The organism is Thermoactinomyces sp. DSM 45891 (genome assembly GCF_900119485.1).
Taxonomy (GTDB): domain Bacteria; phylum Bacillota; class Bacilli; order Thermoactinomycetales; family Thermoactinomycetaceae; genus Baia.
This window is the reverse complement of the sequence record NZ_FPJZ01000011.1, coordinates 79,864-94,040: the sequence shown is the minus strand read 5'-3', so window position 1 is coordinate 94,040 and position 14,177 is coordinate 79,864. Positions and strand designations below refer to the sequence as shown.

The 14,177-nt window shown below is 42.4% G+C and carries 10 protein-coding genes and 1 pseudogene; 6 read left to right on the top strand and 5 right to left on the bottom strand.

Going from position 1 to position 14,177, the window contains the following annotated elements; translation table 11 throughout:
- Positions 1-5,717: non-ribosomal peptide synthetase (locus BT147_RS10210; RefSeq protein ID WP_143187974.1), on the top strand; the 5,717-nt coding region annotated here is incomplete at its 5' end.
- 319 nt (positions 5,718-6,036) lie between these two features.
- On the opposite strand, the gene BT147_RS10205 is transcribed toward BT147_RS10210, so the two are convergent.
- From BT147_RS10205 to BT147_RS10190, 4 genes are read right to left on the bottom strand one after another with little or no spacing between them, the layout of a single operon-like run.
- Positions 6,037-6,666 (bottom strand): GNAT family N-acetyltransferase, encoded by a 630-nt coding sequence (locus BT147_RS10205; protein ID WP_072334631.1) that lies wholly within the window; start codon positions 6,664-6,666, stop codon positions 6,037-6,039.
- A 14-nt stretch (positions 6,667-6,680) separates the two neighbouring features.
- Positions 6,681-7,043: a fluoride efflux transporter CrcB gene (crcB, locus tag BT147_RS10200; RefSeq protein ID WP_072334628.1), complete on the bottom strand. Its 363-nt coding sequence runs from the start codon at positions 7,041-7,043 to the stop codon at positions 6,681-6,683.
- On the bottom strand, positions 7,040-7,444 hold the full coding sequence (gene crcB, locus BT147_RS10195) for a fluoride efflux transporter CrcB (protein ID WP_072334625.1): 405 nt from the start codon (positions 7,442-7,444) through the stop codon (positions 7,040-7,042). Before crcB (BT147_RS10195) ends, crcB (BT147_RS10200) begins: the two co-directional genes overlap by 4 nt.
- Positions 7,445-7,469: 25 nt before the next feature.
- On the bottom strand, positions 7,470-7,928 hold the full coding sequence (locus BT147_RS10190; RefSeq protein ID WP_072334622.1) for a hypothetical protein: 459 nt from the start codon (positions 7,926-7,928) through the stop codon (positions 7,470-7,472).
- Positions 7,929-8,121: 193 nt separating this feature from the next.
- Here BT147_RS10190 and BT147_RS10185 point away from each other — a divergent pair, with 193 nt between their 5' ends.
- The 5 genes from BT147_RS10185 to BT147_RS10165 all read left to right on the top strand — a co-directional run bounded on the left by BT147_RS10185 (position 8,122) and on the right by BT147_RS10165 (position 13,337).
- Positions 8,122-9,318, top strand: coding sequence for a quaternary amine ABC transporter ATP-binding protein (locus BT147_RS10185; RefSeq protein ID WP_072334619.1), 1,197 nt, complete (start codon positions 8,122-8,124; stop codon positions 9,316-9,318).
- A complete protein-coding gene (locus BT147_RS10180) occupies positions 9,315-11,042 on the top strand; it encodes an ABC transporter permease/substrate binding protein (RefSeq protein WP_072334616.1) in 1,728 nt (575 codons plus the stop codon). Before BT147_RS10185 ends, BT147_RS10180 begins: the two co-directional genes overlap by 4 nt.
- 87 nt (positions 11,043-11,129) lie before the next feature.
- Positions 11,130-11,843 (top strand): AAA family ATPase, encoded by a 714-nt coding sequence (locus BT147_RS10175; RefSeq protein ID WP_072334613.1) that lies wholly within the window; start codon positions 11,130-11,132, stop codon positions 11,841-11,843.
- 26 nt (positions 11,844-11,869) lie between these two features.
- A complete protein-coding gene (locus tag BT147_RS10170) occupies positions 11,870-12,784 on the top strand; it encodes a TIGR01777 family oxidoreductase (protein WP_072334610.1) in 915 nt (304 codons plus the stop codon).
- A 40-nt stretch (positions 12,785-12,824) separates the two neighbouring features.
- Complete coding sequence (locus BT147_RS10165; RefSeq protein ID WP_072334607.1) at positions 12,825-13,337, top strand: acyl-CoA thioesterase; 513 nt, start codon at positions 12,825-12,827, stop codon at positions 13,335-13,337.
- Between the two features lie 210 nt (positions 13,338-13,547).
- Here BT147_RS10165 and BT147_RS15560 read toward each other — a convergent pair.
- Positions 13,548-14,177 (bottom strand): annotated as a pseudogene (locus BT147_RS15560) (hypothetical protein); the annotation flags it as partial.

The window sequence follows — 14,177 nt, the reverse complement described above, 5'->3', positions numbered from 1 at the left end:
ATCTCAAGACAGAACTACCGAGTCACATGATTCCAACTGGATTTGTAAAGATGGATTTAATTCCGCTAACAACGAACGGTAAAGTAGATCGAAAAGCCCTACCCATGCCAGAAGGACAGAAGATTGAGAAGGAATGGGTAGCGCCACGTAGTTTGAATGAAGAAGTGCTAGCTAACATTTGGAAACAAGTACTCGGAATCAAACAAGTAGGTATCCATGATAACTTCTTTGAAATCGGGGGAGATTCGATTCTCAGCATTCAGATTATCTCACGAGCGAGTCAAATGGGTTTAAAGCTTACACCGAAGCAGATGTTTGAACATCAAACGATTGCCGAATTGGCACAGGTAGCGAAAACAGAGAAAACTGCTCAAGCAGAGCAGGGAGTTGTAACCGGAGAAGTACGGCTAACTCCGGTCCAGCAATGGTTCTTCGAGCAAGAACATCCGAATCCGCATCATTGGAATCAATCGATGTTTGTTAGAACAAAAGAGCGGTTAGATGTAGCGGCATTGGAACAAGCTGTGAACACTCTTCTGACCCATCATGATGCTTTGCGTTTCCGATATGAACATTTGTCAGATGGAGCATGGAAACAATGGAATGAAGGAATAGAAGAAGTATCATCGACGTTGACTGTGATCTCATTAGACGAAGTGCCACAAGTGGAATGGCACCAGATGATTCAAGCAGAAATTGATACTGCACAAGCAAGTTTGGACCTACACACAGGACCACTCATGAGAATGGTGTATTTTGATGAAGGCGAACAAGGAGCCGGTCGCTTATTCTGGGCGATTCATCACGTAGCAGTGGATGGTGTTTCGTGGCGGATTCTACTAGAGGACTTGCAAACAGGTTATAACCAGGCGAGCCAATCAGAGAAGATTCAATTGCCTGAGAAGAGTACATCCTTTAAAGAATGGTCAGAGAAATTGCATCATTACGCTGAATCTGGGATTGCACCAGAAGTGCGTGATTATTGGGAGGGTCAGTCTAAACAAGAAGTAGCCACTCTACCTGTGGAGGTTACCCTCGGAGATTCTGTTACTACAGAAACAGAAGAGATTACCGTGGTGTTGGACGAAAAAGAGACCCTTGCGTTGTTGCAAGAGATGCCAAGCACCCATCGTGTCCAAATCAATGAGGTGTTATTGACAGCCTTGGTACAGGCCACATCAGCATGGACAGGTCATCAGGCTCTGACTGTGGATCTAGAGGGACATGGCCGGGAACAGATATTCGAAGACGTTGACATCTCGCGAACTGTTGGCTGGTTTACCAGTATCTATCCGGTTCATTTAAATATCATAGATGCAAATACTCCCATCGAATCATTAAAAGCAGTCAAAGAACAAGTACGGAAAATCCCAAATAAAGGCGTGGACTATGGGGTTTTGCGGTACCTGAATTCAGTAATAGGTGAACGCTTCCAATTACAACCAACGCCGTCCATTAGCTTTAACTACCTTGGACAATTTGATCAAATGTTCTCTGATGATGCGATGTTTGCTCCCGAGACCGGATTTACCAGCTTAGATCATGCTCATGGCTCCAAGAGATCTCATTTGATCGATGTGATGGGGATGGTCACCGATGGAAAACTTCACTTCACTTGGGCATACCAGGTTGGACAGTTTGAGAAGTCAACTATTCAATATGTTGCAGAGAATATGCTTCATCAACTGAGTGGATTGATTCAATCTTCAGGTGGAGAAGATGCGTTGACGGTTTCGGATTTTGCGATTGCCAATCTAAGCCCAACTGGTCTGACCAAAGTACTATCGAAAATGAGCCGTGGAACGAACTACCCTATTATGGATCTCTATCCATTGTCTCCATTGCAGGAAGGGATGCTTTTTCACACGCTACATGATCAAGGGGATGAGCATTCCGCACCGTATATCGTGCAACTAAGCTTCCAGTTTAAAGGGAAATTGAACCTTCCCATCTTCGAGCAAGCATGGGAATCGGTGATTCAACGACATGATATCTTCCGTTCGGCTTTTGTTTGGGATGAGATGGAAGAGCCATTACAAGTGGTATACCAACAGATCCCATTTCAGCTAAATCAAGTAGATTGGCGCTCGTTGTCTGTTGAAGCACAAGAGGAGAAGCGAAATGCCTTCCTATTATCAGATCGGAAGCAAGCCTTTTCTTTCGATGAAGCACCATTGATGCGAGTGACAGTGATTCAAGAGGCAGAGGAAGAATACCGTGTGGTTTGGACGCATCATCATATTTTATTGGATGGATGGAGCTTGCCGGTTGTCTTTAACGAATTGTTAACCGTCTACAAGCAGAGGGTCCAAGGACAAACGGTAGATTTACCTAAGTCACCGCCATACAAGAAGTATATCCAATGGCTGAAAGAGCAAGATCAAGAGCAAGCGGAACAATATTGGAGAGAGAAACTGAGAGGCTTTACTGCGCCAACCCCGCTTCTCATAGATAACAATGGACAAGGAAATGGTTATACAGAGAAGGGCATTTATGTATCTGAAGAGGACACCCAAGATCTCCAAAACTGGGCGAAGAGCAATAAGCTTACCTTGAGTACAGTGATTCAAGGCGCGTGGGCGTATCTCATGAGCCGATATAGTGGTGAAAACGACATTGTTTTTGGTGTAACCAGCTCAGGACGACCCACAGAGATTGTGGATGTCGAAAACATCGTAGGTCCGTTCATTACCACATCCCCAACACGGATTCAATTAACGGATGATGTGAAAATAGGGGAATGGTTGCAGCAGTTACAAGAGGAAGAGATCGAGAGAAGACAGTTCGAGTATGCTTCTTTGACCGAAATCCAGGGATGGAGCGAAGTTCCAAGAGGGACTCCGATGTTCGAAAGCTTGTATGTGTTTGAGAACTATCCAGTAAAAGAAGAGTCGTCAGGAGATCTGGAAATTGGAGACTTAGAAGGAGTGGAACAAACTCACTATCCACTCGGCTTAACGGTTGTTCCAGGAAGTCAGCTGTCGTTAAAACTGATGTATGATCGTAGTAGGTTTGATGAATCCACGATTCAACGGGTGCTGGATCATCTACATCTTGTATTAAAGCAAATGATGGAAAATAAGGATCAAGCTTTGTCAGGATTGGTGTATGTTACAGAAGCCGAACAGAAGCAACTATTGGAAGAGTGGAATGATAATGCCATGGCATATCCACGTAAATGCACTATTCATCAATTGTTTGAAGAACAAGTGAATCGTACACCTGATATGGTTGCGATTGTGGACGAACATCAGCAGTTAACGTACCGGGAGATGAATGAGAAAGCGAACCAACTAGCTCATTATCTTCAGAAACAAGGGGTTGGAGCGGAGTCATTAGTGGGCTTATGTTTCCATCGTTCTGTGGAAATGATTGTCAGCCTGATGGGGATTTGGAAAGCTGGGGCGGCTTATGTTCCTCTTGATCCATCGTACCCAGAAAGCCGTCTACGCTACATTATAGAGGACACAGGGCTCCAAGTCCTGATATCAAATGAAGAGGTAGGTTGGACACCCACCGAAGTGAAAATCGTTTGTTTGGATAAAGATAGAGAGATGATTTCACGTGAAAGTATCCTATCACCGGTATGCGATGTGACAGGTGAAAACTTGGCGTATGTGATTTATACTTCAGGTTCGACGGGGAATCCCAAAGGGGTTTTGGTACAGCATCATTCTGTTATCAATCTATCTTATGGATTGAATCAAGAAGTCTTCTCGTTGGGGACACCAGCCAATTTGCGCGTCAGCTTAGGTTCTTCAATTGCTTTTGATGCATCCGTTCAGGAATTGCAAATGCTTTTGTATGGCTCAAGTGTGTATGTCATTTCAAATGAGGTTCGCAGGGATTCCCAACAATTTATTTCCTTTGTTCGAGAGAATCAATTGGATGTACTCGACATGACTCCGTCCTTACTTCAATCGCTTGTAGATGATGGATTGTTCGAGGGAGAAAATGTTCATATTCCAAGCACAGTATGGGTTGGTGGAGAGGCGATTACACCTTCCCTATGGGAACAACTCGTTAAACTCGACCAGACCCAGTTTTATAATGTGTATGGCCCGACAGAATGTACGGTTGATGCCACATACTATCGTATCGACCAAAATAGTAAGAAAGTTACCATAGGTCGTCCGCTCCCTAACGTCCAGGCCTATGTGTTGGATGGCAACTTGTTACCTGTACCAGTAGGAGTAACGGGGGAACTGTATCTGGGTGGTGCGGGGCTAGCACGCGGTTATCTAAATCGTCCAGAGCTTACGGATGAACGTTTTATCCCTCATCCGTTCCATGAAGGGGAGAGGCTCTATCGGACGGGGGACTTGGTTCGCTATTTTGCCGATGGTAACCTAGAGTATCTCGGAAGAATCGATAATCAGGTGAAAATTCGCGGATTCCGAATTGAACTTGGAGAGATTGAGGCGAATTTAGAAAGACATCCATTGGTAAAAGAGGCAGTCGTATTGGTGAGAGAGGATCAACCAGGGGACCAGCGAATGGTGGCCTATGTGGTGGGAGCAGGAAGTCCACATGAGTGGCGTGAACACTTAGAAGGTCTGATGCCGGTCTATATGATTCCTGCACACTTTATCGAAGTAGATGCATTGCCGCTTACAACCAATGGGAAGGTGGATCGAAAGGCACTAAACCTCTTAAAGATCCAAAGAGAAAATACATCTTCGATCCTAATGATTCCACGGGATGACATCGAGTATAAGCTGATTCAAATTTGGCAGGAGTTACTAAACATTGAAGAAATCTATGTAAAGGATGATTTCTTCAATAGAGGTGGCCATTCTCTCCTTGTGCTCAAATTGGTTTCCAAGATCCGAGAGAGATTTGGAGTTGAGATGAAGGTATCCGCACTCATTGAGAACCCAACAGTCGAAGGGATTGCTTGTCTCATCCGTGAGAATCAAAGTGTGACAAAATCATCACTAACACTGGTTCCACTACAAGAATCGGAGAAACAGCCATTCTTTAGTGTTCATCCGTTTTTGGGCAACGTATTCTGTTACATTCAGTTAGCCAGACATCTCAAAGATCATTGTTCATTCTACGGTCTACAAAATCCGCTCGTCTCGAAGGAAAAAGTGAATGAGTTGACTTTATCAGAAGTGGTGGGGCTTTACATCGAAGAAATGAAGTATATTCAGCCAGAGGGGCCGTATCGTCTGGGTGGTTGGTCACTAGGTGGTGCCATCGCTTATGAGATTGCAACTGAGCTATGGAACCGTGGAGAAGAAGTGGCAATGTTGGTACTCATGGATACGAAGGTTCCCTCCGAAGGGGACTATACTACGGAAGAGACCATGATCTCTTATATATGGAAGCATTTTGCCCATCTAGATCCAACTGAGCAGGGAGAAGAATTCCTTCACCAACAGGATATGCTGATTGAAAGGTTAATAGCAGTGGGGGTTCTTCCTCCTGATGCCGACCTTGCAAGTCTCAAGCAACTTGCGAATGCTCACAGAAAGTCTCTAAATATAATGGCTGAGAGCACTTTAAAACCATACTGTGGAGAGATCGTCTACTTTAGTGCAGAAGAAGGAGAAGAGCTATTCACAGATTGGAAGCCACTATTACAAGGGAAAGTAAATATGTATTCAGTTCCTGGAACACATGAGGAGATTGTCTTCTCCCCAACAGTGGAAAAAGTAGCAGAGTATCTCGTGAATGAATTGGAAAAAAGGGCGCAGTTCCAGCAAGCATAAGTGATCAAGAGGGTTAGCTTCGAATTATGATACCTACGTAAGACAATATATCGTGCTGGATTAGTACATGGCATCAGGCTATTGAGGAATTCTCAGTAGCCTGATGATCATTTATTATTCATAAAGAAAAAATATTCTTGGAGCAAATCATAGTTTCAATCATGTTTTAATAGGGGTATAGACCAAATGAAAATAGATATTGGTAGAGTCAAGGACGTGATGGAATGAATGCATTAGAAAGACTAAATCAGCTAAATCGAGATTTATTAGAGATCACTTATTGTCGATTGGATGTATCGAAACTGGAGAAGGAGATCATTCACCGTGAATGGGATCGTCTACAGTTGGATGCCGTAAAAGAGGAGATCGCTGTATGATTTTTCGGAATGGATATGGTAAGATGTGATTTTTGTTTATGCTCCCAATGAAAGTAATCCAGCTTATGTACCCCATGTAGCACACATAACTCCCCAAGTTGCTTTTCTATTTTCTCTAATTCTTGTGGGAACTGGTTTTCGATATGTAATCGAATGTAAGGTAATTTTTCTTGTGCCTTTTGGGACCGAATATTACGTTTACTTGCCCCTAAAAATACCCACTCTAGCCCTACTTCATGAAAAGCAATCTCTAAAATAAGTTGCTTTGACTCCTCGTTGTATCCTTTACCCCAAAAAGGATAGCTAATCCATGTCCCTAAATGGGCGAATCCATCCGGGTGATTGATATCTTTTAACGTAGTGTGGCCGATTACCTCACCGACTTCGTTTAGAATTACTCTCGAAAGCACTTTTCCTTCTGTTTCAGCCAGTATCGTACTCTCGATAAAAGTACGTGTGTTGTCGATTGTTCCCTCGGGTAACATTAGAGCTGTACGCACGTGTTCTTCCTGAGAGGCGTGATAAATTTGTTCAGCATATTGTAAATCGTTTTTTACTAACTGTATTCTCATTTCAGATCTCTCCCCTAATATACGGTTTGCCCGACCCTATAACCTACAAATGCAAGGAAAATCCCGATCGTGTAGCTTAGCCCAAGGTACATCAGGAACTTATTCCACTCCCTCGATTGTTTTAGTTGTTCACTCTCCCAGTGCAAAGTCGAAAACGTGGTGAAGGCCCCTAAGAAGCCTGTCCCCACTAATAACATCCACAGCTCCGATAAGCGCATTCCGCTGGCCAATCCTAGAAGAAATGCACCGAAAAGATTTATCATCAAGGTTCCATATGGGAGACTAGGCATGGGCTTGTTTAATCGTCGACTGATGATAAAACGAGAGATGGCCCCGAGAAATCCTCCAATTCCTACTAATAAACTGTTTATAATCATGAGTATCCACCTTCCAATCGGTTCTTCTCCCCTTGTTTCATTGCCATTTTGTAACCGATCCAAGCTAAAAATAGACCTCCCCATAATGAGAGGAACAAATAAAAAAATCCCATGATCCATAAGCCATGATCCAGCATCTTTACTACTTCCACACTAAACGTAGAGAAAGTTGTGAATGCCCCAATAAACCCTGTAGCAAATCCCATTCGAAACCACGAAGGAATACTTTTTCTCTGCATAGACCAAACCGTAAACCAGCTAAGTAAGAAACAACCAATGAAATTGACGATGAGAGTCCCAAGAGGAAATCCATACAGCTCGCCTGAAGGAATGAATAAGCCAATGTAGTAGCGAAGCAAAGCACCTAGCATCCCAGCTAAGCCAATCATCCAATACATCATACAGAAATCCTCCTCCGATAGGGGGCTATCGGTTATGATATCCTATCTTACCCAGAAATGAAGCTAAATTAAAGCTACACTCAATCAAAACAGGCTGGTTTTCTTCATTAAATAATAGTAGATGGGAGTGGGAAAGGGAACCGGATTTATTGATGATGACAATCACTTCGGACATGTAACCCGTAATGATACTATCTTTTTGAACATAAATGGAAGGTTCTAATGGTACGCGAATCATCAGTTGATTTTTTGCCTCTAGATTCGCTTGTGGACTCCGCCTGATGATTCTACCTAGCATGTTCTTTACTTCCTGTTGGATCTCACCTGAGTTTTGTATTTTTGCTATGACCTTTCCTTGAGTCGTATCAAAGATTTCAATCGTTGGAATTCTCAAGGCGGATGGAGTAGCTGCGTGGACAGTTGAAAAACAGAGTGTTACCATTGTAACTATAACAAAAAATAAGATGGATCGTTTCCCATTCAAGCGATCACCCCCGGTGGCATGTTAATTCATGGATAGCATTCCCTTTGTTTTTTTCGTAAAACAAGAATTAATCTATAGTAGAGATTTATGAAGTGAATAGAAGATAACTAAACAAAATAGACTTTTTCTTTGAAACAAAAATGTAAACTAGGGAATAATAGGTTCATCATTTCTTCCCGTGGAGGAGACAAGAATGGATAAGCTGGAAATCCGCAATCTTACCAAGGTATTTGGACGCTCAACGAAGAGGGCGTTAAAGCTTTTGGACGAAGGCAAAGAGAAAGAAGAGATTTTAAAAGAGACCGGTTGTACGATTGGAGTAAATCGTGCAACGTTTGATATATACAACGGAGAGATTTTTGTGATTATGGGGTTATCCGGAAGTGGAAAATCCACTGTTGTTCGCCTCCTGAACCGACTAATAGAGCCAACAGATGGGTCTATTTTATTGGATAGCAAGGATATTATGAAAATGTCGGCTGAAGAAGTACGCGAAGTTCGCAGAAAAAAGATGGGAATGGTTTTTCAGAAGTTTGCTCTCTTTCCTCATCGGACTGTATTAGAAAATGTGGAGTTTGGGTTAGAGATTCAAGGAGTTATAAAAGTAGAGCGTCAAAGAAAGGCGATGGATTCCTTAGAATTGGTAGGTTTAGGTAACTATGCGAACCAAAAGCCAGATCAATTAAGTGGTGGGATGCAACAAAGAGTGGGGCTTGCGCGGGCCTTGGCAAATGATCCAGATATTTTGTTGATGGATGAAGCGTTTAGTGCATTAGATCCCCTGATTCGTAAAGAGATGCAAGATGAGTTAGTTGATCTCCAGCAGCGCATGAAGAAGACGATTATCTTTATCACCCATGATTTAGATGAAGCGATCCATATCGGAGATCGGATTATGTTAATGAGGGATGGTGCGGTCCAACAAATTGGAACTCCTGAAGAGATCTTAACCAATCCCGCAAATGAGTATGTAAAACGATTTGTGAAGAACGTCGATTTAACCCATGTGATAACGGCAGAGGCGATCATGAAACCAGCAGAGTCGATTATGATGGGGAAGGATGGACCACGTGTAGCATTGAAAAAAATGAAAGAGAAAGCGATCCCTACTATCGTCGTAACCGATCGAAACCGTATGGTGAAAGGAATCGTGACAGCAGAAGGGTTAAAAGAGGCATTAGAAAAAAATCTTTCGTTAGAAGATATTCTGGTTGCAGATTGCGTCACTGTTTCAAAAGAAACACCCATTAATGACCTTTTAGTACTGATGGCGGAAAGCGAATTTCTCTATCCTTCAATCGTGACCGATGAATCGGGGAAATTAAAAGGTGTAATCGGAAGAGGAGCTTTATTTTCCGCATTTGCTGGATATGGAGGTGAGAAAGAATGATTCCCAAGATTCCGCTTGCTGAATGGATTGAATGGCTAGTTAATTGGTTACAAGACCATTTTGATCCACTCTTTCAGCTCATTAAAAATATGATTGAACCAACAGTCGTTTTTTTTACTAAAATTTTAAGTGTACTACCACCACTTGCTACGATTTGTATATTAATTTTCTTTATCTTGTGGATCACTCAAATTTGGACTGCGGTTTTTTCTCTCGCTGGACTTCTGCTCATATGGAATCTAGGTTACTGGGATGAGAGTATTCAAACCCTTTCACTAGTACTTACTTCCACGCTCATTGCGGTTATCATTGGGATTCCCTTAGGTTTATGGTCTGGGCGAAATGATCGAGTACAAGCCTTTTTAAAACCTGTGTTAGATTTCATGCAGACTATGCCAGCCTTTGTCTACCTAATTCCAGCAGTTTTCTTTTTCTCACTTGGAACAGTGCCAGGGGTCATCGCTTCTGTTATTTTTGCCATGCCTCCTACGATCCGCTTTACCAGCTTAGGATTACGACAAGTTTCGGCTGATCTAAAAGAAGCGTCCGAAGCCTTTGGTGCTACTCCTTGGCAGAAATTAATAAAAGTAGAGATCCCTCTTGCCCAGCAGACGATTCTGGCTGGAGTGAATCAGACGATCATGCTCTCTCTTTCGATGGTGGTTACGGCGAGTATGATTGGTGCTGAAGGGATTGGTGCTGTCGTTTTAGAATCGATTACTCGATTAAAAGTGGGAATCGGGTTTGAAAGTGGACTTGCTATCGTCATTATTGCGATCATTCTAGATCGTCTCACCCAGAATTTATATCAAAATAGAGAAGATAATAGGAGTAGACAGAGGCAGATTCCATTTCTTGCTAAAACAAGAAAATGGGCAGCTCCTGTAGCAATTCTCACGATTTTCGCGTTGACGATCACAAGCTTTGCACAAAGTGGCGTAAAGCGAAATGAGATTAAACTCATCTATGTAAACTGGGTATCAGAAGAAGCAAGTACTTACACACTTAAAAACATCCTAGAAAAAGAAGGATTTCAAGTAAAAATGATTCGAGTCGAGCCGGGACCGATGTATGATGCAATCGCAACCGGAAATGCAGATGCGATGGTAGCGGCTTGGCTCCCAACAACAGGTGCCCAATACTACGATAGGTATAAAAAGGATTTGGTCAATTTAGGTGTAAATCTGGAAAAGACCCGTATCGGACTGGTTGTTCCGAAATATGTAAACATCAATTCGATTGAGGAGTTGGCCTCTCAAAAAGAACAATTTGATCAAAAGATTATCGGGATTGACCCTGGATCTGGAACCATGTTGCTCGCGAAGGAGACAATCAAGCAGTACAATCTGGGAATGAAGTTGTTAGAAGGGTCTGATGCGGCGATGGTGGCAGAATTAGATCGAGCGTATAAGAAGAAAAAACCGATTGTGATTACAGGTTGGACTCCGCATTGGATGTTCCTTAAGTATGATCTAAAGTACTTAGATGATCCAAAGAAAACCTTTGGCGAACCTGAAAACATTTACACGATCGTGCGAAAAGGGTTTAAAGAAGATCAACCAGAGGCGTTTAAGATGATCGATCAATTCTTTTGGACTGCTAGCGACATGGAAGAAGTCATGCTCGATGTAGCAAACGGTATGACTCCAGATCAGGCGGCAAAAAAATGGATTGAAAAACACCCGAAACAAGTTGCAGAGATAACAAGTGGTGTGCAAAAATAAGTGCAAGTGTAGAAAGTCAATGAACCGAGAACGAACAATGGTACATTGACTTTTAATATTATTGACATTTGCCAGCGGGTGAAAAATATGTTTTTAAACCGAATTACACTTCAACAAGATCTCATCTCTTCTTTTCATGAATATCCTTTTTCTATTCCGTATATCAAACATCTTGACCATATAGATTTGAAGAGCCAAGTTACTTTTTTTGTTGGGGAAAATGGCTCTGGAAAGTCTACCTTACTAGAGGCGATTGCGGATAAATGTGGATTTAATACGGCTGGTGGAGGCCGGAATAATCTATATGATGTTCATGCATCTGGATCAGCACTTGGGGAGTATATAAGCCTTTCTTGGCTTCCAAAAGTCACAAAGGGCTTTTTTCTTAGAGCAGAGTCCTTTTATCATTTTGCATCTCATATTGATGAAATAAAAGGAGCAGAAGCGTACGGTGGACGTTCTTTACACGAGCAATCACACGGAGAATCATTTTTATCTCTATTTTTAAATCGTTTTAAGGGGAAAGCAATTTATTTATTGGATGAGCCAGAAGCGGCACTCTCTCCGCAACGACAGCTTGCTTTTTTGAAAATAATACATACATTAGCCTCTAAAGGGGATAGCCAATTTATTATTGCAACACATTCTCCCATACTTCTTGGATATCCAAAGGCTACCATTTTGAGTTTTGATCATAGTCCCATTAGAGAAATTGAGTATGAAATGACCGATCACTTCCAAGTAACAAAATATTTCTTACAAAATAGGGAGAAGTTCTTACAAGAGCTGTTTCGAGAGTAAATCGTCAAGAGAAGGGGGTGCTTTGTTTGAAAATCGCCATTACGGGATGCACTGGACTGATTGGGACTGAACTAACTAAGTATTTTAAAAGCCAAGGTGATCATGTTGTTGAGATCATAAGAGTGAAAAAAGAAGATGGTAAGAGATCTACTGTGTATTGGAATCCAGACCAAGGTGTGGTGGAGACGGATAAATTAGAAGGATGTGATGTCCTAATCCATTTAGCTGGGGAGAATATCTCGTCTCGTCGTTGGGATGACAAGCAGAAGGAACGTATTTTAATGAGTCGCACAAGAGGAACGACGGTGCTTTGTCATGCACTGTCTCGTTTAAAACAACCTCCCAAAGTACTTCTCTCGGCATCGGCTATTGGTTATTACGGAAATCACCCTGCTTCTATCATCCTAAATGAACAGAGTACGAAAAGTAATGATTTTCTAGCTAAGGTAATATCGGAGTGGGAGTCTGCTACTCAATCAGCAAAAGAAGCCGGGATTCGAGTAGTCCATATGCGCTTTGGTATTGTACTAAGTGAAAAAGGCGGAGCATTAGCCAAGATGTTATTACCCTTTCGGCTAGGAATGGGTGGGAGAATAGGGGACGGTAAGCAGATAATGAGCTGGATTGCACTTGAAGAAATACCACTCATTGTACAATTCTTAATCAAACAAGAGTCTATCACCGGTCCGGTTAATATCGTCAGTCCATATTCCGTTTCCAATCAGGAATTCACAAGTATGCTAGGAAAAGTGCTTCATCGTCCTACCATTTTGCCCCTTCCTGCTTTTGTATTGAGGGTTCTCTTTGGGGAAATGGCGGATTCTTTACTGATCAAAGGGAGTAAAGTAATCCCCCGCAAACTTCAGGAAAGTGGATATTCATTTGCTTATCCCGACTTACATAACGCGTTCACTCGTATCTTTGGGAATAAAAAGAAGTAGTATCATCCGCTAAGCCAATTTAATTGAGAGGAAGATGCGAATGAAAAAGAGATATGCTCGAGAATCCAGATGTTATAAAACGGCAAGAGTGTTTCCGCCAGATGTGAATAACCATAATACATTGTTTGGTGGAAAGCTAATGGCTTATATTGACGACATTGCCTCTATCGCGGCAACCAAACATTGTCGCCAATCTGTTGTTACCGCGTCCACAGATTCTGTTGACTTCTTGCATCCGATCAGACCCACAGATGCGGTTAGTTTGGAGTCATTCGTGACATGGACCGGGCGCACATCCATAGAGGTGTTTGTAAAGGTGGTCAAAGAAGATTTATTAAGCGGAGAAAGAAAGATTGCAGCTACTTCCTTCCTCACATTCGTTTCTCTAAATGCCAATAGAACCCCCATTGCTGTACCATCTGTTGTCCCAGAAACAGAAGAAGAAATGAAGTTGTATGAAACGGCTCCGCGAAGAGCTGAAGCACGTAGAGTGAGAAGGAAAGAAAGCAAAGAGTTTGCGGACTTTCTTACAGTAAATCAGCCTTGGGAATAGATGTTTATACCATATACACTTTATCAGCGTACTTGTCAGAACTTGATACTTTTTCGCAATTATATTAGGTCAGAACCTATCGAAACAGGCTTTAGCCAATAGAAAAAGCATCTCCAAACAGTTGGAGGTGCTTTTTCTAGTTTTTAAATTAATTTCAATTGGATAGAAAAATAATCCTGATTGATAAATTATTGCCGATTTTTTGTGCAATTAATTATCGATCCTTATAATTGAAATATTAGAAAATACGGGAACTGTTGTAACGGAAATGCCAGCTGGCCCAGTGGGCCCATTATGATCACTAAGTTCAGTGACGAGCCCTTGGAAGGAAAGAGCAGCGCCACCTACACCTACTGGTATTAAACCACTTGAAACAATGTTTCGTCCAATTACCCCTGTTGACGTTCCTGCAACCGGGGCTACTTGTGCAGTCAAATCGGTAAACACACCTGGAGCGACGATTTCTAATCTACCAATGTTGACATTGGCAGGATTAAGAGTTACTCGAATATCGTAGGATATAAAGTATAAGCCTTGGGCTAAGGTAATCGTATTCGTTCCATTAAAATTAATCAGGGTAGTATTAGTATTCCTCTCTTCAGTCAAAGGAATAGTTACCCCGGCAGCATTTAAAGCTGTAGCACCTGGAACGAAGATAGCATTAGTTGCTACTGCATTTGATCCAGTAGGTCCTGTGTTGCCCTGAGGTCCGGTATTGCCTTGAGGTCCAGTAGGTCCCTGAGGCCCGGTGCCGCCTTGAGGCCCTGTAGTGCCGTCCGCACCATCCGCGCCCGTCGGCCCTTGAGGCCCAGTGTCCCCTTGAGGACCCGTAGTGCCGTC